Source organism: Prosthecodimorpha staleyi, from assembly GCF_018729455.1.
GTDB lineage: Bacteria > Pseudomonadota > Alphaproteobacteria > Rhizobiales > Ancalomicrobiaceae > Prosthecodimorpha > Prosthecodimorpha staleyi.
This window is the reverse complement of sequence record NZ_JAHHZF010000003.1, coordinates 339,958-365,781: the sequence shown is the minus strand read 5'-3', so window position 1 is coordinate 365,781 and position 25,824 is coordinate 339,958. Positions and strand designations below refer to the sequence as shown.

Annotated in this window: 25 protein-coding genes; 14 read left to right on the top strand and 11 right to left on the bottom strand. The window is 69.1% G+C overall.

Going from position 1 to position 25,824, the window contains the following annotated elements:
- Positions 1 to 203 precede the first annotated feature (203 nt).
- Together KL771_RS07665 and KL771_RS07660 are read left to right on the top strand one after the other, a co-directional pair.
- A complete protein-coding gene (locus KL771_RS07665; RefSeq protein ID WP_261967953.1) occupies positions 204 to 1,793 on the top strand; it encodes a glucan biosynthesis protein in 1,590 nt (529 codons plus the stop codon).
- A 101-nt stretch (positions 1,794 to 1,894) separates the two neighbouring features.
- On the top strand, positions 1,895 to 3,076 hold the full coding sequence (locus tag KL771_RS07660) for a pyridoxal phosphate-dependent aminotransferase (protein WP_261967952.1): 1,182 nt from the start codon (positions 1,895 to 1,897) through the stop codon (positions 3,074 to 3,076).
- A 46-nt stretch (positions 3,077 to 3,122) separates the two neighbouring features.
- Here KL771_RS07660 and KL771_RS07655 read toward each other — a convergent pair whose 3' ends face one another.
- Positions 3,123 to 3,809 (bottom strand): NUDIX hydrolase, encoded by a 687-nt coding sequence (locus KL771_RS07655; RefSeq protein ID WP_261967951.1) that lies wholly within the window; start codon positions 3,807 to 3,809, stop codon positions 3,123 to 3,125.
- A gap of 540 nt (positions 3,810 to 4,349) precedes the next feature.
- Positions 4,350 to 5,024, bottom strand: coding sequence for a Crp/Fnr family transcriptional regulator (locus tag KL771_RS07650; protein ID WP_261967950.1), 675 nt, complete (start codon positions 5,022 to 5,024; stop codon positions 4,350 to 4,352).
- A gap of 194 nt (positions 5,025 to 5,218) precedes the next feature.
- Between KL771_RS07650 and KL771_RS07645 the strand changes: the two genes are divergently transcribed.
- On the top strand, positions 5,219 to 6,439 hold the full coding sequence (locus tag KL771_RS07645) for an aminotransferase-like domain-containing protein (protein WP_261967949.1): 1,221 nt from the start codon (positions 5,219 to 5,221) through the stop codon (positions 6,437 to 6,439).
- An 8-nt stretch (positions 6,440 to 6,447) separates the two neighbouring features.
- On the opposite strand, the gene KL771_RS07640 is transcribed toward KL771_RS07645, so the two are convergent.
- Entirely contained in the window at positions 6,448 to 7,410 is a 963-nt protein-coding gene (locus KL771_RS07640) for a helix-turn-helix domain-containing protein (RefSeq protein WP_261967948.1), read from the bottom strand.
- Between the two features lie 257 nt (positions 7,411 to 7,667).
- Here KL771_RS07640 and KL771_RS07635 point away from each other — a divergent pair, with 257 nt between their 5' ends.
- The 6 genes from KL771_RS07635 to KL771_RS07610 all read left to right on the top strand — a co-directional run bounded on the left by KL771_RS07635 (position 7,668) and on the right by KL771_RS07610 (position 11,668).
- A complete protein-coding gene (locus KL771_RS07635) occupies positions 7,668 to 8,822 on the top strand; it encodes an amine dehydrogenase large subunit (protein ID WP_261967947.1) in 1,155 nt (384 codons plus the stop codon).
- Position 8,823: 1 nt separating this feature from the next.
- Positions 8,824 to 9,381 (top strand): MauE/DoxX family redox-associated membrane protein, encoded by a 558-nt coding sequence (locus KL771_RS07630; protein WP_261967946.1) that lies wholly within the window; start codon positions 8,824 to 8,826, stop codon positions 9,379 to 9,381.
- A 69-nt stretch (positions 9,382 to 9,450) separates the two neighbouring features.
- A complete protein-coding gene (mauD, locus tag KL771_RS07625; protein WP_261967945.1) occupies positions 9,451 to 10,044 on the top strand; it encodes a methylamine dehydrogenase accessory protein MauD in 594 nt (197 codons plus the stop codon).
- Between the two features lie 34 nt (positions 10,045 to 10,078).
- Positions 10,079 to 10,618: a methylamine dehydrogenase light chain gene (locus tag KL771_RS07620; protein WP_261967944.1), complete on the top strand. Its 540-nt coding sequence runs from the start codon at positions 10,079 to 10,081 to the stop codon at positions 10,616 to 10,618.
- On the top strand, positions 10,608 to 11,132 hold the full coding sequence (locus tag KL771_RS07615; protein ID WP_261967943.1) for a c-type cytochrome: 525 nt from the start codon (positions 10,608 to 10,610) through the stop codon (positions 11,130 to 11,132). The genes KL771_RS07620 and KL771_RS07615 overlap by 11 nt, the downstream gene beginning before the upstream one ends.
- Complete coding sequence (locus KL771_RS07610; RefSeq protein ID WP_261967942.1) at positions 11,129 to 11,668, top strand: c-type cytochrome; 540 nt, start codon at positions 11,129 to 11,131, stop codon at positions 11,666 to 11,668. Before KL771_RS07615 ends, KL771_RS07610 begins: the two co-directional genes overlap by 4 nt.
- Positions 11,669 to 11,832: 164 nt before the next feature.
- Here the strand turns inward: KL771_RS07610 and KL771_RS07605 are convergent, their stop codons facing one another.
- The 3 genes from KL771_RS07605 to KL771_RS07595 all read right to left on the bottom strand — a co-directional run bounded on the left by KL771_RS07605 (position 11,833) and on the right by KL771_RS07595 (position 16,180).
- Positions 11,833 to 13,563 (bottom strand): thiamine pyrophosphate-binding protein, encoded by a 1,731-nt coding sequence (locus tag KL771_RS07605; RefSeq protein WP_261967941.1) that lies wholly within the window; start codon positions 13,561 to 13,563, stop codon positions 11,833 to 11,835.
- Positions 13,564 to 13,622: 59 nt separating this feature from the next.
- On the bottom strand, positions 13,623 to 15,182 hold the full coding sequence (locus KL771_RS07600; RefSeq protein ID WP_261967940.1) for an AMP-binding protein: 1,560 nt from the start codon (positions 15,180 to 15,182) through the stop codon (positions 13,623 to 13,625).
- Positions 15,183 to 15,403: 221 nt separating this feature from the next.
- On the bottom strand, positions 15,404 to 16,180 hold the full coding sequence (locus KL771_RS07595; RefSeq protein ID WP_261967939.1) for a gamma-glutamyl-gamma-aminobutyrate hydrolase family protein: 777 nt from the start codon (positions 16,178 to 16,180) through the stop codon (positions 15,404 to 15,406).
- 205 nt (positions 16,181 to 16,385) lie between these two features.
- On the opposite strand from KL771_RS07595, the gene KL771_RS07590 reads away from it, so the two are divergent.
- From KL771_RS07590 to KL771_RS07575, 4 genes are all read left to right on the top strand, one after another.
- Positions 16,386 to 16,904 (top strand): TRAP transporter small permease subunit, encoded by a 519-nt coding sequence (locus tag KL771_RS07590; protein ID WP_261967938.1) that lies wholly within the window; start codon positions 16,386 to 16,388, stop codon positions 16,902 to 16,904.
- Between the two features lie 4 nt (positions 16,905 to 16,908).
- A complete protein-coding gene (locus tag KL771_RS07585) occupies positions 16,909 to 18,495 on the top strand; it encodes a TRAP transporter large permease (RefSeq protein WP_261967937.1) in 1,587 nt (528 codons plus the stop codon).
- 79 nt (positions 18,496 to 18,574) lie between these two features.
- Positions 18,575 to 19,702 (top strand): hypothetical protein, encoded by a 1,128-nt coding sequence (locus tag KL771_RS07580; RefSeq protein WP_261967936.1) that lies wholly within the window; start codon positions 18,575 to 18,577, stop codon positions 19,700 to 19,702.
- Positions 19,703 to 19,853: 151 nt separating this feature from the next.
- A complete protein-coding gene (locus KL771_RS07575) occupies positions 19,854 to 21,647 on the top strand; it encodes an IlvD/Edd family dehydratase (RefSeq protein WP_261967935.1) in 1,794 nt (597 codons plus the stop codon).
- A 99-nt stretch (positions 21,648 to 21,746) separates the two neighbouring features.
- On the opposite strand, the gene KL771_RS07570 is transcribed toward KL771_RS07575, so the two are convergent.
- A complete protein-coding gene (locus KL771_RS07570) occupies positions 21,747 to 22,229 on the bottom strand; it encodes a MaoC family dehydratase (RefSeq protein ID WP_315901486.1) in 483 nt (160 codons plus the stop codon).
- Complete coding sequence (locus KL771_RS07565) at positions 22,229 to 22,690, bottom strand: MaoC family dehydratase (protein ID WP_261967934.1); 462 nt, start codon at positions 22,688 to 22,690, stop codon at positions 22,229 to 22,231. Before KL771_RS07565 ends, KL771_RS07570 begins: the two co-directional genes overlap by 1 nt.
- A 293-nt stretch (positions 22,691 to 22,983) precedes the next feature.
- On the opposite strand from KL771_RS07565, the gene KL771_RS07560 reads away from it, so the two are divergent.
- On the top strand, positions 22,984 to 23,274 hold the full coding sequence (locus tag KL771_RS07560; RefSeq protein WP_261967933.1) for a DUF4282 domain-containing protein: 291 nt from the start codon (positions 22,984 to 22,986) through the stop codon (positions 23,272 to 23,274).
- Positions 23,275 to 23,319: 45 nt separating this feature from the next.
- On the opposite strand, the gene ychF is transcribed toward KL771_RS07560, so the two are convergent.
- From ychF to pth, 3 genes are all read right to left on the bottom strand, one after another.
- Entirely contained in the window at positions 23,320 to 24,414 is a 1,095-nt protein-coding gene (gene ychF / locus KL771_RS07555) for a redox-regulated ATPase YchF (protein WP_261967932.1), read from the bottom strand.
- A 163-nt stretch (positions 24,415 to 24,577) separates the two neighbouring features.
- Entirely contained in the window at positions 24,578 to 24,889 is a 312-nt protein-coding gene (locus tag KL771_RS07550) for an alkylphosphonate utilization protein (protein ID WP_261967931.1), read from the bottom strand.
- Positions 24,890 to 25,109: 220 nt separating this feature from the next.
- Positions 25,110 to 25,805, bottom strand: coding sequence for an aminoacyl-tRNA hydrolase (pth, locus tag KL771_RS07545; protein ID WP_261967930.1), 696 nt, complete (start codon positions 25,803 to 25,805; stop codon positions 25,110 to 25,112).
- Positions 25,806 to 25,824: the final 19 nt, after the last annotated feature.

Here is a 25,824-nt window from a genome sequence, read left to right as displayed (position 1 = left end):
CAAGTTTCAGCCGTGATTGCAGCGCATCCGACCGCGGTCCCGCCGGGAACGGCAAGGCGAGGCTGCCGCAGTGTTTTTCGAGCGGCGGCGACAGCCTTCCGCGTTCGCGTGCGGCACCGGTTCCGTGTCGGCCGGCCGTTTCCGTCCCGACCGAACATGCGCTAGAAGACTTGCGACAGCCCCTCCCGCTCCGGACCCCATCGATGACCAAGCGCCTTTCCCGTCGTGACCTGCTGCAGGCCTCCTTCGCCACGGCCTTCGCCGCCGGCCTCGGCCTGATCCCGACCGACGCCCAGGCCATCCCGCTGAAATTCGGCGCTGCGAAGCCCTTCTCCTGGGACAGCCTGGTGAAGCGGGCGCGCGAGATGGCCGCCAAGCCCTACAAGGCGCCCTACCGTCCCGCCCCGCAGATCGTCGAGCAGATCGACTACACCGCCCACGGCAAGATCCGCTTCAAGACCGACTACGCGCTCAACGTGGATTCCGGCGGCTATCCGATCAGCTTCTTCCCGATCGGTCGCTACTTCCCGAAGGCCATCCGGATGCACGCCATCGACGCCGACAAGGCGCGCGAGGTGCTCTACGAGCCGGAATATTTCGACATGCCGGAGGACAGCCCGGCGCAGAAGCTGCCGGAGGATTCCGGCTTCGCCGGCTTCCAGATCAAGGAGGCCAAGAGCCGCGCCGACTGGCGCACCCAGGATTGGGCCGCCTTCCTGGGCGCTTCCTATTTCCGCGCCATCGGCGCCAACGGCGAATACGGACTTTCGGCGCGCGGCGTCGCCATCGACACGGCGAGCCCGACCCCGGAGGAGTTCCCGGACTTCACCGAATTCTACATCCAGCCGGCCACCGCCGAGCGCCAGCCGGTGGTGATCTACGCGCTGCTCGACGGCCCCTCGATCGCCGGCGCCTACAAGTTCGTGCTGCGCCGGGCCGAGGGCGTGGTGATCGATGTCGAGAATGCGCTGTTCATGCGCAAGGCGGTGGGCAAGCTCGGCATCGCGCCGATGACCTCGATGTTCTGGTTCAACGAGGCCAACAAGGGCTATCAGCTGGAATGGCGCCGTGCCGCGCATGATTCCGACGGGCTGGCCATGTTCACCGGAACCGGCGAGCGCATCTGGCGCCCGCTCGTCAATCCGCCGCGCGTCTCCACCTCGGCCTTCGTCGACAACAATCCGCGCGGTTTCGGTCTGATGCAGCGCAGCCGCGACCCCTCCGCCTATCTCGATCGCTGGCTCAACTACGAGCGCCGGCCGTCGCTGTGGATCGAGCCGATCGGCGCCTGGGGCGCAGGCTCGATCCAGTTGGTCGAGATCCCGACCGACCACGAGGATTTCGACAACATCGTCTGCCTCTGGGTGCCGAAGGAGCCGATCAAGGCCGGCGATGCGCTCGACTTCCGCTACCGCCTGCACTGGAATGCCGACGAACCGCAGCCGGCAACCAACCTCGCCCGCGCCATTTCCACCCGCATCGGCCGCGGTGGCTTCCCCTATACCCGCAAGAACCCGCCCGAGATCAAGCGCGTCGTGATCGAGTTCGGCGGCGGCACCAATCTGGAGGCCCTGCCCAAGGACGTGAAGCCGGAGGCGGTGATCACGCCTTCGCGCGGCACGCTCAGCGCGGTCTTCGTCGAGACCACGTCGTGGAACAAGAACTGGCGCGTGCAGTTCGACATCCAGGCCGACGGGCCCGAGCCGGTCGACATCCGCTGCTTCCTGAAGAACGGCGAGACCGCGCTTTCCGAGACCTGGCTCTACCAGCTGCACCCGCAGCAGATGGGCTGACGTATCGGCCGGGCGGACAGCACGTGTGCGCCGCCCTGCCGCCCTTCCCCTGATCGGCGCGAGGCCCTATGAAGGCCGCGGCCAAGAACAGGGGAACGTCCATGCTGAAGACCATCGCGGGTTTCGACCGGATCGGCGAGGAAAACGCCTTCGCGGTGCTGGCGCGCGCCACCGCGCTGGCCGCCTCGGGCCGCGACATCATCAATCTCGGCATCGGGCAGCCGGATTTCCGCACGCCCGAGCATATCGTCGAGGCGGCCGTGAAGGCGCTGCGCGACGGTCATCACGGCTATACGCCGGCGACCGGCATCCTGCCCTTGCGCGAGGCGGTCGCCGCCGACATTCATCGCCGGCTCGGCACCGAGGTCAGCCCGGAACGGATCACGATCGTGCCGGGCGGCAAGGTCACCATGTTCATGGCGATCCTGATGTTCGGCGAGCCGGGCGCAGAGATCCTCTATCCCGATCCCGGCTTCCCGATCTACCGCTCGATGATCGAGTTCACCGGCGCCAAGGCCGTGCCGGTGCCGATCCGCGAGGAGAACGGCTTCGCCTTCTCGGCCGACGAGACCCTGGCGCTGATCACCCCGGCGACGCGGCTGATCATCGTCAATTCGCCCGCCAACCCGACCGGCGGCGTCACCCCGAAGGCGGAGATCGACACGCTCGTCGCCGGCCTCGCCCGCTTCCCCGACGTGGCGATCATGTCGGACGAGATCTACGGCCAGATGGTCTATGACGGCGAGGCCCATGTCTCGCTGCTCTCCTACCCGGAGATCCGCGACCGCCTGATCCTGCTCGACGGCTGGTCCAAGACCTACGCCATGACCGGCTGGCGCATGGGCTTCTCGGTCTGGCCGGACCGGCTCTTCGAGATGGCCCGCAAGCTGGCGGTCAATTCCTATTCCTGTGTCAACGCCCCGGCCCAGTTCGCCGGCATCGCCGCGCTGACCGGCCCGCAGGACTGCGTCGCCGACATGGTCGCCGAGTTCGACCGCCGTCGGAAGGTGGTCGTCGAGGGGCTGAACGGGCTGCCGGACGTGACCTGCGCCACCCCGAAAGGCGCCTTCTACGCCTTCCCGAACGTCTCCAAGACCGGCTGGAAGGCCAAGGCGCTCGCCTCCGCCCTGCTCGAGGATGCCGGCGTCGCCACCATCGGCGGCCCGGATTTCGGCGTCCATGGCGAGGGCTACATCCGCCTCTCCTACGCAAACTCGACCGAGAACATCCTGAAGGCGCTCGACCGCATCCGCGCCTTCCTGGAGCGCCGCAACGCGGCCTGACCGCCGAAATCCCGATCGGGACAAAGCCGCCGCCCGACCGGACGGGTCACACCGTCCGGTCGAACTCGACCAGCCGGTCCGCGGCCAGCCGCCAGAGCTGGGCCGGGCGGCGGCTGCCGGCCGTGGCGCCGCGCTTTTCCGGCACCTCCTCCAGGATGCGCATCTCCATTACCTTGCGGCGGAAGGCGCTGTCGTTGAGCGCGGTGCCGAGCACCGCCTCGTAGACCGCCTTCAGTTCGGGCAGCGTGAAGGTCTTCGGCAAGAGGAAGGCCGGCAGGGTCGAGTAGGAGGCCTTGCCGCCGAGCCGGGCGAGCGCCGCGGCAGCGATCCGATCGTGATCGAACGCCAGCGGCGGCATCCGGCCGACCGGCCAAACCGCCAGCCCCGGCGTGGCCCCGGCGAGACGCCCGAAGGGCACCAGCGCATAGTAGGCGATCGAGACCGACCAGCCGCGCGGGTCGCGATCGGGCCCGGAAAAAGTCATCAGCTGTTCGACGAAGACATCCTTCAGCCCCGCCTTCTCGGACAGGAGACGATGCGCAGCGTCGGTCGCGCTGCCGTCCGAGCCGGGCCGGAGAAAGCCGCCGAACAGAGCGGGCCGCCCCGCGAAGGGCTCCCGGTCGCGCGTGCCGAGCACGATGGCGAGGCCCTCCTCCGGCAGGAGCGTGAACAGCGCCACGTCCACCGTCACGATCGGCCGGCCCTCGGTCTCAACGGTGGCGGCATGCGGCATGGGCTCTCCTGGTGTTGACGAGGGGCGCGGCGCAGAGCCGGACCCGCTCCCCCGGCGACTTGCCGCAAGACCTCGGTCGACATCATGATCTTGACGCAGTCAAGATGCGAGTGGGCCCCGGATCGGCGGCCCTGCGGGCCTTGTCCGGGGATGCGCTGGGAGATAGCGGCAGCCCCGCTCCGCACGACGCGTAGGACCGGCGAACTGAAGGTTCGGGCAGCGGTGGCCCCGCCCCCGAAGGGCCGCATTCCCGGCCGAAGCGGAGCGGAGAGCCGGGACCCACTCTGTTGGCGACCTGCCGCAAGACCTTGATATAAATGGAGATCCCGACGCCTGCTGCGATGCGAGTGGGCCCCGGATCGGCGGCCCTGCGGGCCTTGTCCGGGGATGCGCTGGGAGATTGCGGCAGGGGGGCCGCGTCAGACGCTCCAGGGCCCACTGCCCACTGCCCACTGCCCGCTGCCTACTGACGACCGTCCACGCCCGCTCTCGAACGCCCCGCCCACCGGAACGGTGCCCCGAATGGCCATCTCCCCCGCCTCACGTCTCGAAGCGCAATAGCCGTTGCGGGTCGGGGGCGGTCAGGATGCCGTGGTCGGTCTGCACGACGCCGCGCCGTTCGAGCACCTTGAGCGCCTCGTTGGTGCTCTGGCGCGACAGGCCGCAGAGGAGCGCGATCTCCTCCTGGGTGATCTCCAGGTCGGGCGCCGGATTGGGATAGAGCACCGGATCGTAGAGCCAGCCGAGCGTGCGGGCGACGCGCGAGGGTGCGTCGAGGGTGCGGTCATATTCGACCAGCGCCATGAACTGACCGAGCCGCTCGTTAAGCTGGCGGACGAGGAAGCGGTTGAAGCCGACCGAATGGTCGAGCAGCCAGGCGAAGGTCGCCTTGTTCATCAGGGCGATGCGGGTGTCGCGCAGGGCAACCACGTCGTATTGGCGCGGCTCGTCCTTCAGCATGGTCCCCTCGCCGAACCAGCCGCCGGTCCTGACCCCCGTGAAGGTCATCGCCTTGCCGGACTTGGCGATGGTCGAGACCTTGACCAGGCCGCGCGAAACGCCGGTCCAATGGTCGAAGCGATCGCCGCGATGCCACAGATAGGCGCCGCGCGGATAGGCCTTCTCGACGATGCCGCGGCGCGCACGCTCGAACTCGTCGTCGGCGAGTTCGCGCGACCAGGCCGCGATGGCCAGAAACGTCTCCCCAGTGATCAACCCTTTGCCCCGCCGCTGCGCTCGGGGGACCATAGACGAGGCCGGTCGGCAGGGAAATCCGGGGGCCTGCGATCCGGCCGTTCGGTCGCGCCCACCGGTCCGTCCGCGAAAAGGTAAGTCTTATTGACATAAATTTCCGGAGGTCTAAGGTCGCTGTCCCACGCCAGAAGGGGCCACGTCAAAAGGGGAAGGTCATGGACTGGGAGAAACGCTTTGCACGGCGCGCCGAACGGATGCGCGCCTCCGAGATCCGCGAGTTGTTGAAACTGCTGGATCAGCCGGACATCATCTCGTTTGCGGGCGGCATTCCGGATCCCGCCTTGTTCCCTGCGACGGCCTTCGCCGACGCCTATCGCGACGTGCTCGGCGCCGAGACGGCCGGCACGGCGCTGCAATATTCGGTCAGCGAGGGCTATCAGCCGCTCCGCGCCTGGATCGTCGAGCGCATGGCCGAGATCGGCGTGCCCTGCGGCGTCGACAACATCCTGATCACGTCGGGTTCGCAGCAGGGGCTCGACTATCTCGGCAAGCTGTTCCTGTCGCCGGACGACACGGCTCTGGTCACCTGGCCGACCTATCTGGGCGCCCTGCAGGCCTTCAACAGCTACGAGCCGCGCTATGACCGGCTCAATCCGGACGGCGGCAACATGACGCCGGCCGCCTATCGCGACGCGGCCGCGGCGGCCGGCGGCAGCGTCAAATTCGCCTATCTGACGCCGGATTTCGCCAACCCGACCGGCGAAACCATCGATCTCGCGCAGCGCGAAGGGCTGCTCGATCTCGCCGAGGCGCTGGACATCCCGGTCATCGAGGACACCGCCTATCTGCCGCTGCGCTACGACGGCGCGGCGCCACCGTCGATCCTGGCGCTCGACATCGCCCGCTCCGGCGGCATCGAGGACAGCCGCACCATCTTCTGTGGCAGCTTCTCCAAGACGCTTGCGCCCGGCTTGCGGCTCGGCTGGATCTGCGCGGCCGAGGTCCTGATCCGCAAGCTGGTGCTGATCAAGCAGGCCTCGGATCTCAACACGCCGACCATCAACCAGATGGTCATGCACCGGGTCGCGGAGGCCGTCTATGCGACCCAGGTGCCGCGCCTCGTCGCCGCCTACCGCGCCAAGCGCGACGCCATGCTGGCCGCGCTCGAACGGCACATGCCGGCCGGCGTCACCTGGACGCGGCCGGAGGGCGGCATGTTCGTCTGGGTCACCCTGCCGGAGGGCTTCGACGGCGCCGCCTTGCTGGCCCGGGCCGTGGAGACCGCCCGCGTCGCCTTCGTGCCCGGCCGCGCCTTCTTCGCCGACGGTTCGGGCGCCAACACCATCCGGCTGAACTTCTCGATGCCGCCGGTCGACCGCATCGACGACGGCATCGCGCGTCTGGCCGGCGTGATCCGCGAGGGCGGCCGGTCGTAGCGCCGGTCTCAGGCCCGGGCGCCGCGCTTCTTGAGCGTCTCGCTCGGGCTCTCGCCGAACATGTCGCGGTAGAAGGCCGAGAAGCGGCCGAGATGCCAGAAGCCCCAGGCCATGGCGATGTCGGCGACGGTCGCGTCGGTGCCGGCCGCGGCCTTGAGGTCGCGCCGGGCACCGTGCAGGCGGACATTGCGGATATAGGCCGAGGGCGACAGGCCGAGCGTCTCCGAGAAGCAATATTCCAGCGTCCGTACCGAGACGCCGAGCCGGCGGGCCAGCACCGTCAGGGGCGGCGGTTCCGTCTCGGCCGCCTCGACCAGCGCGCGCGCCTCGGCGACGATCCGGTAGCGCTGGCTCGGACTGAGATCGGCTGCGGGCCGCTCGTCGGCGGCGAACAGGGACAGGCAGCGCCCGGCGATCAGGGCCGGCAGGCTGGCCAACGCCGTCTCGTCGGCGATCATCGGGCCGGCCGCGACCAGATCGCCGACCAGGCCCATCACCCAGGCGCCGAGCGCCTGGGCGGCCGGTCCGCCGACGATCGGCGGCATCTTCGCCCGGGAGAAATCCTCCGCGTCGAGACCCCAGGCGGGGCAGCGGTCGAGCTCCAGCACGACGGCGGAGAGATGCATGCGTTCGTGGCAGATGAACTCATGCGCCTCGCCGTGGCGCAGCGTGAGCGCGGTGCCCTCGGCGGCCGGACAGCCGTGGAACAGGCCCGGCGCGCTGCTCGGCAGGGGAAAGCCGAGCACGAAGCTGTTCGGCGGCGGGGCCACGTCCTGGCGCAGCTTCAGATTCGTGGTCTCGGCAAAGAGGGTGATGCCGGGCAGCCCGACCTGCGTCAGCAGTCCGCGGAACGGACCGGCATCGAGCTGGGTGTAGCACTGGTCCCAGCCGGCGAGGGCGGCGGCGTGTTCGTCGATATCGGACGAGCGCGTTTCCCGGCGCTCGACGCCGGCGGACAGGGCGGCAGTCACGGCGGCATCCGGCCCGGGTTCGGCGCCGTGTGCAGGGTTGCTGATCGGGACCCCCATGGGCCGCTCCCCTCGAGGCGGTCGGTCGGGACCGCTATCGTCTTCTCTTTCACCGAGACGAGGCAAGCACAAAGACGCGCCGCCGGACGCTGAAAATTGGTGCGCTGCAACAAGTGTCGGTTTGCGCAAAGCGGATAGACCGCGACGGCAGGGCGATACTAGCCTTCGACGATCCGAAATCGGGCCCGCTCGAGGTGACCATGCGTCAGAACTCGCGAGAAGTCTTCGCCACGTTGCTGCTGGCGTCCGCCGCCGTCTTGCCGACCGTCGCGGCGGCGGAAGATCTACGTCCCGAAAAGGTCACGGTCACCAGACTCGACTCTGCAACGCCCCGTATCTATGCGGTCGACATTGCCATCAACCATATCGTCGACGGCCGGGCCTACGTGCTCAATCCCGAAACGTTGGAGATGATCGGTCTGATCGGGACCGGTTTCGCCGGCCAGTTCTACGTGCCGAAGGGGCGCGACGAGGTCTATGTCGCGACCAGCTACTATCCGAAACTGACGCGCGGCGACCGGTCCGACTGGCTCGAGGTCTACGATACGCAGACCCTGGAGCTGAAGAAGGAGATCCGGATCGTCTCCCGCCGGGCTCAGGCGCTGAACTACCGGCCGCTGATGCAGGCCTCAACGGACGGCCGCTTCATGTTCGTCCAGAACGCGACCCCGGCCACCTCGGTGACGGTGGTCGACATGAAGGCCGGCAAGCAGTCCGGCGAGGTGCCCAATCCCGGCTGCTACGGCATCTATCCCTCGGCCGCCAAGGTGAACGTGTTCTCGACGCTGTGCGGCGACGGCACCATGCGCAGCTTCACGCTCGACGCGAAGGGCGCCAAGGCGACCGCCAAGGCGAGCGCGAAATTCTTCGATGCCGACAAGGACGCCTTGTTCCTGCATGCCGAGCAGGACGGCGACACGCTGTGGTTCGTCTCCTTCCAGGGCGTCGTCCACAAGGTCTCGATTGCCGGCGAGACCGCGATCGTCGAGGACAGCTTCGCGCTCGCCAAGGATGTCGAGGGCGACTGGCGGCCCGGCGGGTACCAGCCGATGGCGCTCGATGCCAAGGCCGGCATGCTCTACGTGCTGATGCACAAGGGCGGCGCGGAAGGCAGCCACAAGAATCCGGCCGAGGAGATCTGGGCGATCGACCTCAAGGCCAAGACGGTTGCCGGCCGCTCGCCGACCCAGCCGGCCACCACGCTGGCCATCCTGGGCGGCGCCAAGCCGGCGCTGTTCGGCGTCAACCCGATCGACGCGGCGGTGATCCGCTACGACATCGAAGCGGGCGGGGCGGTCAAGGAAGTCAAGACCGCCAAGGTCGGCGAGGCCGTCATCCAGCTCGAGGGCAAGTGACATGGCGGCCGTTCTGATGCCGCTGGATCCACTCCTAGTCGCCGCCGCGATCGGCCTGACCGTGCTGGTCTTCGCGCGCGCCCTCCTGCACAAGGCCTCGGATTTCGAGACCTTCCGGCAGCAGGTCGAGGACTACCGCCTGCTGCCGGCGGCGCTGTCGGGTCCGGTCGCGCTGCTGCTCGGCCTCGCCGAGGCGGCCGTGATCGCCGCGCTGCTCTGGCCCGCCGCCCGGGTCGCCGGCGGCCTCGGCGCGATGGCGGTGCTCCTCGCCTATGCGGGCGCCATGGCGCTCAACCTCGCGCGCGGGCGGACCACGATCGATTGCGGCTGCGGCGGTCCCGGCCAGGCCATCTCCTGGACCCTGGTCGTGCGCAATCTGGTGCTCGCGGCCGTCGCCGGGCTGGTCCTGCTGCCGGCTGCGACCCGCCCGCTCGGCGTCCTCGACATGATCGCCCTGCCGGTCATGGTCCTGACCACCTGGCTGGTGCTGGTCGTGATCGAGCAGCTGGCCCGCACCTTCGCGCATATCCGCGCCCTGCGCGAGAACGGCTTCGACTGAACTGCAGCATTCCCGCATGGCGCTCGCCCTGGGTGCCGATCGCCGCCGATGGAAAGGGAGTTTCGCGTGATGGAAGGTCTCGTCGTCGCCGTCGGGCTGCTCTGGGTCCTGGTCGTGATCCTGGCCGTGGTGGTCTTCGCGCTCGCCCGTCAGGTCGGCGTTCTGTTCGAGCGGGTCGCCCCGATGGGCGCGCTGATGACCGATGCCGGCCCCAAGATCGGCGAGGCCGCGCCGCGCATGGACTTGGTCACGCTCGCCGGCAAGCGCCTGGCACTCGGCGGGCCGTCGCCGCGCTCGACGCTGGTCTTCTTCCTGTCGCCGACCTGCCCGGTCTGCAAGAAGCTGCTGCCGGTGCTGAAATCCGCGCGCAGCGCGGAGGCCGCCTGGATGGACGTGGTGCTGGCGAGCGATGGCGATCGTCCCGCCCATGACGTGTTCGTGCGCGAGAAGGGGCTGGAGAGCTTCCCCTACATCCTGTCGACCGAACTCGGCATGACCTTCCGGGTCAGCCGGCTGCCCTTCGCCATCCTGATCGACGGCACCGGCGTGGTCCGCGCCAAGGGGCTGATCAACAACCGCGAACAGCTCGAGAGCCTGTTCAACGCCAAGGAACTCGCCGTGCCGTCGATCCAGGACTACCTGGACCGTCCGGCCGTCTCGTGATCCGACCGTTCCGCCGTCTTCCGGAGGCCCGCCCATGCTGAGCCTGTTCAATCGTCTGATGTCCAAGATCGACGGCGCGACCGAGATCGTGGTCCGCCGCTCCGCCCAATTGCATGGCCGGCGCAGTGCGCTCGCCCATATCGGCAAGGTGATTGTCGGCGGTGCGGTCCTGCCGATGCTGCCCTTCGATCGCAGCGAGGGCCTGCGCGCGCATGCGGCCGATGCCGAGCCGACCGACCAGGCCTGCGAATACTGGCGCTACTGCGCGCTGGACGGCTTCCTGTGCACCTGCTGCGGCGGCACCGTCTCGTCCTGCCCGCCGGGCGCCTCGGTCTCCAAGGTCACCTGGGTCGGCACCTGCCAGAACCCGAAGGACAACAAGTCCTACCTGATCAGCTACAATGACTGCTGCGGCAAGACCTCCTGCGGCCGCTGCCTGTGCAACTTCAACCTGCGCGAACGGCCCGGCTACCGGATGGGCGTCCACAACGACATCAACTGGTGCATGGCCGAGAAGCACGGCATGTATCATTGCACCGTCGCCGCCGTGGTGGGCATCTCGGATGCGGGCTAAGGCCGCATCGGTCGCCGCCCGGGCGATCGGTCAGGACGTGCCGCTTGCCTTCGTCCTGGTCCGCCTGTCGGCCGCTGTCGGTCTGGCGGCCGCGGGTCTGGCCGGCTTCGGCTTGGCCGCCGGCGGTCCGGCCTGGGCGGTCGACGGCAAGTCGGTCTATGCCGATGTCTGCCAGGCCTGCCATCAGGAGGCCGGCAAGGGTGCGGCCGGGGTGGCGCCGCCCTTGAAATCGGCGGTCGTCAAGGCCGCCGCCGCCAAGTCGCCGGACTATGTCCCGCTCGTGGTGCTGAACGGCCTGTCCGGTCCGATCGAAAGCGAGGGGCTTTCCTTCCAGACCGTCATGCCGCCGCAGGGGCACCTCTCCGACCAGGAGATCGCCGCCGTGACCAGCTACGTCTACCAGACCCTGAACGGCGCGAAGGGCGTCCGGGTCGACGCCAAGGCGCTGGCCGTCCTGCGCGCCGGCAAGGCGCCGACCGCCGCCGAACTGCGCGCCATGCGGAGCCGACCGTGACGCCGCGTCCGTCCTTTCCGCACCGCGCCGTCCCGCAGGTTCCGGCCCGGCATCCCGCGGCCCGGCATCCCACCGGCCGGCGCTGGACCGTGCTCGCGCTCGTTCTCGCCGCCTTTGCGGGGCTGGCCGCGCCCGCCGCCGGCCCCGCCCGGGCCGGTCAGGACACGCCGTCGACGCTGTTCATGCTGCATTGCTCGGGCTGCCACCTGCCGGACGGCTCGGGATCTGTGATCGGTCGCATCCCGCCCTTCCCGAACATCGTCGGCAAGCACCTGCACCACCGCGACGGCCGGCTCTATCTTGCCAACGTGCCGGGCGTGATCAATTCCGGCCTGCCGGACGAGGATACCGCCCGCCTGCTCAACTGGGTGCTCGACACCTGGGGGGGCAGGGACCGGCCCAAGGACTCGGCCCCCTTCACGGGCGAGGAGATCGGCCGCCTGCGCGGCAAGACCGTCGACGACATCTTCGTGCTGCGCAATCGGATCTCCGTCGATCTGAAGCGCCGCGGCATCGATGTCGGGCGCTATCCCTAAGCCGTCCATCCCGCAGGGAGAACGCCGGTCCGGCCCTTGGCGACCGCCCCAAAGACGCCTGCCCCAAAGAAGCGGGGCTTACAGCCGCCCCGCGCCGAGGCCCTCAATCGTCTCGATCGGGGCTGGCGGCCGGCGGGGCGTCGGGCCGCCCGCCGCCGGCCCGTTCAGAGCAGGCCGCGCCGGGCGCGTTCGGCATCGTCCCAGGCGGTCAGGGCCTGGAAGTCCGGCACGAAGCCGAGGCCCTTCTTGGCGTCCGACGACACGGCCGTCTGCGTCGTCACCACGTCGACCACCGCCGGCGCGTTGGCGATGGCGCGCTTCAGCGCGGGGATCAGGTCGGCCGGGTCCTCGACCCGCTCGCCATGGGCGCCGAGCGCGCGCGCCATGCCGGCATAGTCGGAATGGCGCAGGGTCGTGCCGACGACGCGGCCGCCATAGTTGACCGCCTGGTCGAAGCGCTCGATGTTCCAGGCGGCGTTGTTGGAGACGATGACGACGATCTTGGCGCCGTGGCGCACCGCGGTGTCGATCTCCATGGCGTTGATGCCGTAGGCGCCGTCGCCGGTGACCGCGATGACCTGCCTTTCCGGCAGCGCCAGGGCGGCCGCGATGGCATAGGGCACCGAGATGCCGAGGCAGCCGAAGGCGCCGGCATCCATGTAGGTCTTGGCCTGCAGGCCGACGCGCGCGAAGCTCAGGAGATCGCCGCCGTCGGCGATGGCGACGAAATCCGGATCGGCGACCGCCGCCAGCGCCTCGAAGATCGCGGCCGGATGCACCTTGCCGTCGCTGCCGCGGCTTTCCGCCGGCCCGCGCGGCCGGCTGCGCTCCTCATGCTTGCGGCGCAATCCGCCGGTCCAGTCGCGATCGACCGCCGGCGCGCGGTTGCCGGCGGCGGCCACGATGGCGTCCAGCGCCAGTGCCGGGGTGGCGAGCAGTTCCGGGTCGCCGCGGCGGTTGTCGAGAAGTTCGCCGGCATTGTCGGCCAGCCGCAGGAAGCGGGCATGCGGGAAGACCGCCGGCGAACCGTAGCCGAGCTGGTAGTCGAGCTTGCGGCCGATCACCAGGACCAGGTCGGCCTCCGACATGGCGTTGGCACGCACCGCCCCGACCACGGCCGGATGATCCGCCCGGACCAGACCGCGGCTCTCCTGGGTGTCGAGATAGAGCGCGCCGGAGGCATCGAGGAAACGTTGCAGCGCCGGCCCGGCCGCGCACGCGCCGCGGCCGGTGACGACCAACGGCCGGCGCGCCGACCAGATCGCCTGCATGGCGGCCTCGACCGCGCCGGCCTCGGGCGGGATGATGCGCTGCGGCTTCGGCCGCATCCAGTCGTCGAGGACGAGATTCGGGGCGACGCGGGTCCGGAGCACGTCGGTCGGGATCTCGATATAGACCGGTCCCGGCTCGCCCATGTCGCCGAAGGCACGCGCGACGGCCTCGTCCAATTCGCGGATCACCTGGTCGGCGACGCGGGCGGTGCGCGCGGTCCGGGTCACGGGCCTCAGAATGTCGACATGCGGGATGTCCTGCAGCGGACCCATATTGGCCTGCGGGCGCGAGGTGCAGCCGCCGATCAGCAGCACCGGCATGCGCGCCAGGGAGGCGTTGGCGATGGCGGTGACGCAATTGGTCACGCCCGGGCCGGCCGTCACCATGGCGACGCCGAGCGTGCCGGTCAGTTCGGCATGGGCGTGGGCCATGTGGACCGCCGCGCCCTCGTCGCGCACGTCGATGATGCGGATGCCCTCGCGGGCGACGAAGTCCCAGATCGGCTGGATATGGCCGCCCTGCAGGCCGAACAGGCGGTCGACGCCGCGCGCCTTCAGGAACTTGGCGATCCAGGCCGCGCAGCTTTCGGGATCGGAATTGAGGTCGATGACGGTTTCGGCCATGGGCGTGTCCTCGGATCGTTCTGATTGTGGGGGGAGCGGCCGGTCGCTTCGGCTCGCCGTCACGACGGCTCGGAATAGCGGCTGCGCAGCATGCGGTGCAGGATCTTGCCGGTGGCGGTGCGCGGCATCTCGGCCTCGCCGATCACGCTGACCGATTTCGGCCGCTTGTAGCCGGCGATCCGGTCGCGGCACCAGGCGACGATCTCGTCGGCATCGGCGGCCGCACCGTCATGGGGCACGACCACGGCATGGACGCGCTCGCCCCAGACCGGGTCGGGCAGGCCGATCACCGCCACATCCTTGACGGCCGGATGCTGGCCGAGCAGCGTCTCGACCTCGGACGGGTAGACGTTCTCGCCGCCCGAGATGATCATGTTGGACTTGCGGTCGACCAGCCAGATGTAGCCGTCGGCATCGCGCCGGGCCATGTCGCCGACGCTGCAATAGTCGCCGTGGATCGCCTCGCGGGTCTTCTCCGGCAGGTTCCAATAGCCGTCGAAGGTGTAGGGATTGGACGAGAACAGCTCGCCCGGCTCGCCGTCCGGCACCTCGTTGCCGTCGGCGTCGAGGATGCGGATCGGCTTCGAGCCGACGCATTCGCGGCCGACCGAGCCGAGCTTGTCGAACTGCTCGTGCGGGTGGAGCATGGTCACCCAGCCGGCCTCGGTGGAGCCGTAGAGCTCGAACAGGCCGGATTTCGGGAACAGCTCCATGATCGCCCGCTTGGTGTCCGGCCGCGCCGGCGCCGAGGAGATCATGAGTTTCGAGACCCGCTCCTGCGCGTATTGCGCCCGCACCGCGTCGGGCAGGCCGAGCATCATGATGTAGTGGGTCGGCACCAGGGAGGTGAAGGTCGCCCCCGACTGCGATAGCGTCCGCAGCATGTGCTCGGGATCGAAGCTGCGGCGCGAATAGACCGTGACCGGCGCCCCGCAATAGGCGAAGGCGCCGAAGAAATAGAGCGAGTTGGCGTGGCACATCGGCATGACCAGCAGCGCATGGTCGAAGCGGTTCGCGCCGAGATGGATGTCGGTGACCAGCGACAGCAGCGCGCCGCCGCGATGGCTGCGGATCGCGCCCTTCGGCTTGCCGGTCGTGCCCGAGGTGTACATGAACATCCAGGGATCGTCGGGCGAGACCGCGATGCCGGGCTCGGCGCCGGAGGCCGCCGCCAGCAGGTCCTCGTAGCCGCGCCAGCCGGCCGGCACACGCGCAGCGCCGAACTGCACGATCCGGTCGTCCGGAAGGCCGAGATCGGCGCGGATGGTCTCGATCACGCCGGCCAGGTCGTCCTGCACGATCACCGCCGCAGCGCCGCAGTCGCGGATGATGTAGAGCGCTTCCGGGGCGGTTAGCCGGAAATTGACCGGCACGCCGATCAGGCCCGCCTTCGCCATGGCGGCGTAGATCTCGACCCATTCGAGCGCGTTATAGGCAAGCACCGCGATCCGGTCGCCCGGCTTCAGGCCGAGGCCGAGGAGGCCGTTGGCGAGCCGGCAAGCCCGCTCGTTCCAGAGCCGGAAGCTCATCGAGCGGTCGAGATCGGCGGCGCCGGTCTCCTCCGGCCTGAGCCGCGCCTGTGCGGACAGAATCTGCCCGATGGTCAGCAATGTCTCCAAGCGCACCTCCCGCGTATCCGGCTCTTGCGACCGGCTTTCGAAGGCCATCAAGCCACGGATGGGGCTTCGGGACAACGCATCGCGGACGACGGACAGGCCGTCGCCGGGACCGCTTGCCCCGACGCGCCGGATCGTCTTTTATGCGCGATTTGCTGGTCTGTCCGACAAATCGACGAACGGGGCTGCGGGGCCGAACCCTCGATCCCGGCGTCGCGCGTCCGCTACTCCGCGGCGAGCGGCTGCGGCAGGCGGGCCGCGGCTTCTGCCCTGACCGCCGCGCCGAAGGCCTGGAACAGGCGCGAAGAGGCGTTGTCGGAGCCGACCCAGTATTCCGGATGCCACTGGACGCCGACCGCGAAGCCGGCCGCGTCCGCGACCCGGACCGCCTCGATGGTGCCGTCCGGCGCGGTCGCCTCGATGGCGAGGCGCGGCGACAGTTCGGCGATGCCCTGGCGGTGCAGCGAGTTCACCGCGATCTCGTCGGACTCCATGATCCGCCCGATGCAGCTTCCCGGCACGATCTCGATCCGGTGGCGGATCGCGTAGCGTTCGTCCTGGTGGTCGGAGATCGGCGCACGATGGTCCATGCGACCGTCGAATTCCTGGATCTCGGTATGCAGCGAGCCGCCGAGCGCGACGTTGAGCTCCTGGTAGCCGCGGCAGATGGCGAGCAGCGGCTTGCCGCGTGCGATCGCCAGGCGGATCAGCGGTAGCGTGGTGGCGTCGCGCGCCTCGTCATAGGGCTCGTATTTCACGTCCGGTTCGACGCCGTAGAGGCTCGGATGCACGTTGGAGCGCGAGCCGGTCAAAAGCACGCCGTCGACCCGGTCGAGGATCGTCTCCAGGTCGAGCGCGCCGCCGAGCGACGGCAGCATCAGCGGGATCGCGCCGGAGCCGTAGAGCACCGCCTCCAGATACTGCGCCGGCGTGGCGTGCCAGCGGACATGGTCGAAGACGCGGTTGTCGGAGGAGACGAGAACGATCGGCGTGGCTGACATGGAGGGCAGGCTCGAAGGGCTGGTGCGGGCGCGTCGGCGCGGCACGGGAGCATGATGCAGGCAACGGGCCGGAAGGAGTGCCGACCGCGTCGAAGCTTCAGATTTGCACGAATTCGCGTCCGATTCGAGGCATGGCGTTGCATGTCGGCCCTCGACCCTGCGGGCCGCGGCCTGTATTCGGAGCCTCCCTGGTCCGGGCCCCGCCATGCTCCGTCTCGCCTGCCTCATCGATCGCCTCAACGACCGCCTCGGCGCCGGGCTTGCCTGGGCGACGCTGGCGATCGTGCTGATCCAGTTCGCGGTGGTGATCCTGCGCTATGCCTTCGGCCTCGGCTCGGTCTGGATGCAGGAGGCGCTGACCTATCTGTTCGCCTCGCTGTTCATGCTCGGCAGCGCCGATGCCCTGCGCCGCGGCGCCCATGTCCGCGTCGACATCTGGTATCGCGAGGCGCCGGCGCGGGCGAAGATCTGGGTCGACGTGATCGGCGTCGTCGGCCTCCTGTGGCCGACCATGCTGGTGCTCGGCTGGCAAGCCTGGCCCTATGTGGCGAAGTCGGTCGCGATCCTGGAGGGCTCGGCGGAGACGGCCGGCCTGCCGGCGGTCTGGCTCCTGAAATGCGAGATCCTGGCCTTCGTGCTGCTGCTCGCCCTGCAGGGGCTGGCCTTCGTGATCCGTGGCGTCGACGCGCTGTCGCGGCCCGCACCGGCCGTCGAGGGGACCTGACCGGATGGCGTCGCTCGCCCATTCCCTCGATATCGGCATGTTCGTGGCCGCCTGCCTTCTGGTCATGGCCGGCTATCCGGTCGCCTTCACGCTCGCCGGTACGGCGATCCTGTTCGCCGGCCTCGGCCTCGCGCTCGGCGTGTTCGACCCGGCGTTTCTCGGCGCCCTGCCACAGCGCGTCTTCGGGGTGATGACCTCCGGCGTGCTCCTGGCCGTGCCGCTGTTCGTGTTCATGGGCGTGATGCTGGAGAAGTCGCGCGTCGCCGAACTGCTGCTCGAGACCATGGGCCGCCTGTTCGGGCCGATCCGCGGCGGGCTCGGCTTCTCGGTCACCATCGTCGGCGCGCTGCTCGCCGCCTCGACCGGCATCGTCGGCGCCACGGTCGTGACCATGGGGCTTCTGTCACTGCCGACCATGCTGCGCTGGGGCTACGACCCGAAGCTCGCCACCGGCACGATCGCGGCGGCCGGCACGCTCGGGCAGATCATCCCGCCCTCGATCGTGCTGGTCGTGCTCGGCGACGTGCTCGGCAACGCCTACCAGAAGGCCCAGACCGACCAGGGCATCTTCGCGCCCGAATCCGTCTCGGTCGCCGATCTCTTCGCCGGCGCGCTGATCCCCGGGCTGACGCTGGCCGGGCTCTATCTGGTCTATCAGGCCGTGGTCGCCTGGCTGAGGCCGGAGACCTCGCCGCCCGCCCCGGAGGCGCTTGGCCGGGTGACGCTGGGCGAGGTCGCCGGCGCGCTGATGCCGCCGGTGGCGCTGGTCCTGTGCGTGCTCGGCTCGATCCTGGCCGGCATCGCGACGCCGACCGAGGCGGCCTCGGTCGGGGCGGTCGGCACGCTGCTGCTCGCCGGCCGGCGTCAGGCGCCGCGTCTGGCACCGCTGTTCTCGGCCGCCTGGATCGCGCTCGGCGCGATCGTCGTGCTGACGCTCGCCTTCGACCTGCGCATCGGGCGGGCGAGCCGGAGCCCGGCCGAGGCGGTCGCGCTGGCGGCTGCGTTGGCTGCTGTGGCGGTCGTGGCGGCCGGCATCCTGGCGGCGGTTCTGGTCACGCTCAGCGCCGAGGTGCTGCGCCCGGTGATGCGCGGCACCGGCGAGATCACCGCCATGGTCTTCGCCATCGTCATCGGCGCCACCATGTTCAGCCTGATCTTCCGCGGGCTCGGCGGCGAAGAGATGGTCACCGGGGCGCTCGCCGACCTGCCCGGCGGCACGATGGGGGCGGTCTTCGTCGTGATGGCGGCGATGTTCCTGCTCGGCTTCTTCGTCGACTTCCTGGAGATCTGCTACATCGTCGTGCCGATCGCCGCGCCGGTGCTGCTCAAGATGCCGATGCCGGACGGCTCGCCGATGAGCCCGGTCTGGCTCGGCGTGATGATGGGGGTCAATCTGCAGACCAGCTTCATGCACCCGCCCTTCGGGGTCGCGCTGTTCTATCTGCGCGGCGTCGCCCCGCCGGAAGTGAAGACCTCGGACATCTACCGCGGCATCATTCCCTTCGTGATTCTGCAGCTCTTGTCGCTGGTCGTGTTCTGGAGCTTCCCCGGCCTGTCGACTTGGCTGCCCAACCGGATGCTCGGCCGATGACGGGTGAGCGAACCCCCATCGCGACGGTTTTCGTTCGCCCCCGAGACGCGATAGGCTGTCGCCCGTCAGCGGAGACCCCATGACCGAACTCTTTCTGCATATCGGCATGTCCAAGACCGGATCGACCTCGATCCAGGGCGCCTTCCACGCCGCGCGTGGCGCGCTGATCGGCCATGGCTACGACTATCTGGACATGGGCCAGAACCATTCGCGCATCATCAAGATGGTGGTGAAGGGCCGCTCCAAGCGCGTGAAGGGCGCGGCGGCCGACCAGCTCGGGCTCGCCCGCAATGTCGGCGGCTTCGATGTCGGCCGCGTCGCCGGGCCGTTCCTGGAGCTGATCCGCCACCCCAAGGCGCCGCGGATGATCATGTCCGGCGAGGGCCTGTTCCGCGTCGAGGATCGGGAGGCCGACGGCCTCCACGACATTCTGTCGCGTCATTTCGAGCGCGTGCGCATCGTCGCCTATCTGCGCGATCCGATCTCCTGGGCGTCGAGCCGCGCGCAGGAGAACATCAAGCACGGCCATCCGGTCTCCGAACTGGCCGAGACCGTCGCCGACGATCCGGCGTCGAGTCCGATCGTGCCGAACTATCGCCGGTCGCTGGAGCGCTTCATCGAGCGGTTCGGCCGCGATGCGCTGGATCTGCGCCTGTTCGACCGGCGCCGCATGGTCGGCGGCGACCTGATCGCCGATTTCGCCGCCGCGATCGGCGCCGGCCCGGAGGTTCTCGCGCTGCTGCCGCGGCCGTGGAACAACCCGCGCACCAGCGCGGAGGCCGCGCAACTGATCGAGCAGCACTATATCGCGCTGCGCCGCCGCTGGGCCGGCCCGCTCAAGCGCGGCCTGTTCAAGGACTATGACATCACCTCGCTCGAATATTGGTTCCGCAAGAACCTGCGCGAGCGGCCCGGCCCGGCCTTCACGCTGCCGCGCCCGCTTCTGGAGCGGATCTGGCAGGCCTCGCTGTCGGATGTCGAATGGCTGCGCGGTCAGATGAACGATCCGAGCGTGTTCGCCGACTGCCGCCCGCCCGACGACGCGCCGGCGGTCTGGTCCTCCGAGGAGAAGGCCGGCGAGATCGCGCGGCTGGAACGGGAGATCGGCCGCCGCCGGCGCAGCGAGGCGGCGCTGATGCTGCGCCACGCCCAAGAGCGCCGCTTCGGCACCGTCCTGGCCGATCTCGGCGGCATGCTGCGGCCGTAAAGGCCGTGCGGCCGTGACGGCGAGCCGCAGGCCGGATCGGTCCCGCACGGCTGGTCCGCGCTGATCCCGACGCGAGAGCGCTTGAAAGCCGCACCGCAATCCTCATACAATTTGCATCTACGAAGCAGCCGAAATCCTAGGGAGGCCCAGCATGTCCGCGTCACCGTCGAAGAAGCTCCGTTCGCAGCTCTGGTTCGACAACCCCGCCAATCCGGACATGACTTCGCTCTATCTGGAACGCTACCTAAATTTCGGCCTGACCCGCGAAGAGCTGCAGGGCGGCAAGCCGATCATCGGCATCGCCCAGACCGGGTCGGATCTGTCGCCGTGCAATCGCGGCCATATCGATCTCGCCCACCGCGTCCGCGACGGCATCCGCGCCATGGGCGGCGTGCCGCTGGAATTTCCGGTCCATCCGATCCAGGAGACCGGCAAGCGTCCGACCGCCTCGCTCGACCGCAACCTCGCCTATCTGGGCCTGGTTGAGGTCCTCTACGGCTATCCGCTCGACGGCGTCGTGCTGACCACCGGCTGCGACAAGACCACGCCGGCCTGCCTGATGGCGGCCGCAACCGTCAACATCCCGGCCATCGTGCTGTCCGGCGGGCCGATGCTGAACGGCTACTGGAAGGGCCAGCTGGCCGGCTCCGGCACGGTGGTCTGGAACGCGCGCGAGCAGTTCGCCCGCGGCGAGATCAGCTATGACGAGATGATGGACATGGTCGCCTCCTCGGCGCCCTCCGTCGGCCACTGCAACACCATGGGCACGGCCTCGACCATGAACGCGCTCGCCGAGGCGCTCGGCATGTCGCTGCCCTTCTGCGCGGCCATCCCCGCGCCCTATCGCGAGCGCGGCCAGATCGCCTACGAGACCGGCCGGCGCATCGTCGACATGGTGCACGAGGACCTGAAGCCGTCCGACATCATGACCCGCGAGGCGTTCGAAAACGTCATCGTCGCCTGTTCGGCGATCGGCGGCTCGACCAACGCGCCGATCCACATCAACGCCATCGCGCGCCATATCGGCGTCGAACTCTCCATCGACGACTGGGAGACGATCGGCCACAAGGTGCCGCTGCTGGTCAACATGCAGCCGGCCGGCCACTATCTCGGCGAGGAATATCACCGCGCCGGCGGCCTGCCGGCGGTGATCGCCGAATTGATGAAGCACGGCCTGATCCACGAGGGTGCCAAGACCGTCAACGGCAAGTCGATCGGCGAGAACTGCCGCGCGGTCACGATCGGCGATGGCGACGTGATCCGCAGCTTCGAGGCGCCGCTCAAGGCCGAGGCCGGCTTCATCGTGCTCAAGGGCAACCTGTTCGACAGCGCGATCATGAAGACCAGCGTGATCTCGCCCGAGTTCCGCGACCGCTACCTGTCCGATCCGAACGATCCGGAGGCCTTCGTCGGCCGTGCCGTGGTGTTCGACGGGCCGGAGGACTATCACCACCGCATCGACGATCCCGAACTCGGCATCGACGAGAACACCATCCTGTTCATGCGTGGCACCGGCCCGATCGGCTATCCGGGCGCCGCCGAGGTGGTCAACATGCGCGCCCCGGACTATCTCCTGAAGCGCGGCATCAAGGCGCTGCCCTGCATCGGCGACGGCCGGCAGTCGGGCACCTCGGGCTCGCCCTCGATCCTCAATGCCAGCCCGGAAGCGGCGGCGGGCGGCGGTCTCGCCGTGCTGAAGACCGGCGACAAGGTCCGCATTGACCTGCGCAAGCGCACCGCCGACATCCTGATCTCCGACGCCGAGCTCAACCAGCGCCGCGCCGACCTGCAGGGCCATGGCGGCTATGCCTTCCCGGCCAGCCAGACCCCCTGGCAGGAGATCCAGCGCTCCATGGTCGACCAACTCTCCGACGGCATGGTGCTGAAGCCGGCGATCAAGTACCAGCGCATCGCCGAAAAGGGCGTCCCGCGCGACAACCACTGAGCCCGGATGGACAATCGGGCGGCCCCGGGTTGGAGCCGCCCGATTCAATCTCTGCGGTGGGGCGATGCGGCCGCCGTCTCCCGGCCGAACGCGATCCGATCAGGCGGCGCCCGGATCCCGGACCGGGGTGAAGACATTCGCCGTGAACTCGAACACCTTGTCGCCGTTCTGGTTGAAGCCCTCGTTCAGTTCCTGGAACAGGCCCCATCCGGCGCGCGTCGCCGACAGGCGCTTGGAGAGGGTGGTCGAGCGGTAGGTCACCGTGTCGCCGGCGAGCACCGGGCGCGGCCAGCGCATGTTGTCGAAGCCGGGCGACGGACCGAGCGCCGGCGGGGTCTCGCCGCGCGCGGCGTAGGCGGCCTTGTTGCGCTCGATCCGCTCGACATTGAGCTTCATGAACACCGAGGCGGTCTGCCAGCCGGAGGCGGCGAGCCGCCCGAACAGCGAATTGCGCGCCGCCTCGTCGGAGAGGTGGAATGGCTGCGGGTCGAACTGGCGCGCGAAGCCGACGATGTCGTCCGCCGTGAAGGTGTAGCTGCCGAGTTCGCTGACCCGGCCCGGCTCGATATCTTCGTACCACATCAGGCGGCGGCCTCCCGGGTCGCGAACATGATCGGGTTTTCCATGGTCATCACCGCCTCACCGGCCTGGTTGGAAACGGTGAAGCGGAACCGCACGATGCCCAAGTCCGGCCGGCTCTTCGAGGCGCGGGTCTCGACCACCTCGGCCACGGCGGTCAGGCGGTCGCCGGGGAAAACCGGCCTGAGCCAGCGTACCTTGTCGATGCCGGGCGAGCCGAGCGAATGGGCCTTGAGCAGCAGGTTGTCGCACAAGAGCCGCATGAACATGGCGATGGTGTGCCAGCCGGAGGCCGACAGGGCGCCGAGCATGCCGTCCCGTGCGGCGCTGTCGTCGAGATGCATCGGCTGGGCGTCGTAGACCGCCGCGAAGGCGATGACCTCGTCGCGCGTCACGTCCTTGCTGCCGAGTTCGATGCGCCGGCCGACCTCGAAATCGTCGAAGCTGATCTTATTGTCCGTCATGATCCCCCTTCGTTTCCTCTGTGGGCGACAGTTCAGGCCCTCGCCTTCCGTGTCGCGAGATGGTAGCGGTCGGCGGCGGGAATCTGTACCACTCAGCCGTCACGGCGGTGGTGCAAATTCGCATTGCTCGATGGTCGGGGTGAAACGCTCCGGACGCGGACCTTGGGCGGACGAAAGTCCGGGCGGGAAGGTCCCGAAATTGAAGGGCTTCGGGTTGGCAGGGCGGTTGCGCCGGGCCATATCCGGTGTCGGCGATCCGGCGCCTGGCTGCATTCCGAATGAAGAGGGTCTCGATGCTTAACAAATTCCTCTCGCTCGACGAGTTCGTCACGCCGAGCCTGATCAAGCCGCTCTATCTTCTGGGCCTGGCCCTGATCGGGCTCAGCGCCGTTCTCGGCGTGCTGGGATCGCTCGCGCTTCTCATCAGCGCGCCGGCGGCCGCCCTGTTCGGGCTCCTGTCGACCGTGATCTGGTCGACCATGGCGGCGATCGGCCTGCGCATCTTCGTCGAGCTCTATCAGGCGGTGTTCCGCCTGCACGACCGCTTCGTCGGCGGCCATCCGAAGGACGGCATTCCGGAGTGATCCGGCAGGCCCGGGCAGCGGCCGGCGGGAGCCGGCCGCGTCGCCTCAGGCATTGAACTTGAACAGCATCACGTCGCCGTCGGCGACCACATATTCCTTGCCTTCGTCGCGCGCCTTGCCGGCCTCCTTGGCGCCGACCTCGCCGAAGCTGACGAAATCGTCATAGGCGATGGTCTGGGCGCGGATGAAGCCGCGCTCGAAGTCGGTGTGGATCACGCCGGCGGCCTGCGGCGCCCGGGTGCCCTTGACGATGGTCCAGGCGCGCGTTTCCTTCGGCCCGGCGGTGAAATAGGTGATCAGGCCGAGCAGTTCGTAGCCGGCCCGGATCAACCGGTCGAGGCCGGGTTCGGTCAGGCCGATCGTTTCCAGGAACTCGTGCTCCTCCTCGTCGGAGAGCTGCGCGATCTCCGCCTCGATGGCGGCCGAGATGACCACGCTCTTGGCGCCCTGGCGCGCGGCCATGTCGGCGACCGCGGCGGAATGGGCATTGCCGGTGGCGGCCGAGGCCTCCTCGACATTGCAGACATAGAGCACCGGCTTCGCGGTCAGCAGCATCATGCCGTCCAGCAGGGGCTTGTCGTCGGCCGGCAGCGACAGTGTGCGCACCGGCTTGCCGTCCTGCAGCACCTTCAGGGCGGCTTCCATGACCGGCAGCAGCGCCTTGGCGTCGCGCTCGCCGCCCGCCGCCTTCTTGCGCAGCGGCACGACGCGCCGCTCCAGGCTGTCGAGATCGGCGAGCATCAGCTCGGTCTCGACCGTCTCGGCATCCGCGACCGGATCGACCCGGCCCTCGACATGCGTGATGTCGCCGGATTCGAAGCAGCGCAGCACATGCACGATGGCGTCGACCTCGCGGATATTGGCGAGGAACTGGTTGCCGAGGCCCTCGCCCTTGGAGGCGCCGCGGACCAGGCCGGCAATGTCGACGAAGGTGATACGGGTCGGCACGATATTGGCCGACTTCGCCGCCTTGGCGATCTTGTCGAGGCGGGGATCCGGAACGCCGACCTCGCCGGTATTCGGCTCGATCGTGCAGAACGGATAGTTCGCGGCCTGGGCGGCCGCGGTGCGGGTCAGCGCGTTGAAGAGGGTCGACTTGCCGACATTGGGCAGGCCGACGATGCCGCATTTGAAGCCCATGGGGAGGGGTCTTTCCGGTCCGGTTCGGGAAGGATTTGGCCGGTGTTAGACGGAATGGCGGGCGCCCCGTCAAGTCCCGTGCCGAGGGGCGCGTGCGGCGGGGCGGTGCGTGCGGGGCAGGCGCCGCCGCCGCCGTGCCCGGCCCGCCGTCGACGGGTTCCGCTCAGTGCTTGCGCAGGAACTCGGCGCGCAGAACGAGGCCGCGGATGGTCTCGTGCCGGCAGTCGACCTCCTGTGCGTCGCCGGTCAGCCGGATCGACTTGATCACGGTGCCGCGGCGCAGTGTCTGCGTGGTGCCCTTGACCTTCAGATCCTTGATCAGCACCACGCTGTCGCCGTCGGCCAGCCGGTTGCCGACGGAATCGCGCACCTCGACCTCGTCCGCGCCGGCACCTGCGGCCGCCTTGGCCTTGGCTTCGGCGGGCGAGATCCATTCACCGGTGGCTTCGTCATAGACATAGTCGTCGTCGGACATGGGCTCGGTCCTTCCAGGTTGCGTAGACCTGCCGACAAGGCAGGGAAATTGGGTGGGCGGGCGGCCGGCCGCCCGGAGGCGCGATCGGCATGGTGGGCGGCGCGCGGTCGGAACCGGGCAGGGCGGCGAACCGAAACGGATTTCGGTTGCGGCGTTCTCCCGGCGACGCCCCCCCCGGCGTCCCTCGGGCGGCTACCGCCGGTGGCAGGACCATGACGCCTCAGCGCTTCTTCTGCGCCAGGAGACGGCGCAGCGTCTCCGCCATCGCGTTCTTGGAGGCCTCGCTCGGGCCGGTCGGCTTCGCCGCCTCGGCGGGCGGCGGCGCCTTGGGCTCCTTCGCCTTCCTCTCGGGCTGGAGCGCCAGCGCGATATCGCTCTGGTAGGCGGCATCCTCGCCGGCGACGAGCCGGGGCAGATGGTCGGCGAGCGCGTCGAGAAGCGCCTGCAGCCAGTCGGAATCGGCCTTGGCGAAGTCGCCCAGCACCCAGTTGGTGACCAGCTCCTTGGCGCCGGGATGGCCGATGCCGAGGCGGACGCGGCGGAAATCGGGGCCGAGATGGGCCTGGATCGAGCGCAGGCCGTTATGGCCGGCATGGCCGCCGCCGGTCTTCATGCGCATCTTGGCGGGCGGCAGGTCGAGTTCGTCGTGGAAGACCACGATGTCCTTCGGCTCGATCTTCCAGAATTGCGCGGCGGCGGCAACCGAGCGGCCGCTCTCGTTCATGTAGGTCAGCGGCTTCAGCACCGCGACCTTCTCGCCGGCGACGCTGCCTTCGGCGATCTCGCCGGAGAATTTCTGCCGCCAGGGCGAAAAGGAATGGCGGCGGACGATCGCGTCCGCCGCCATGAAGCCGATATTGTGCCGGTTGCCGGCATAGTCGCGGCCGGGATTGCCGAGGCCCACCAGGAGCAGCATGACAATCGCCCCGGCCGCT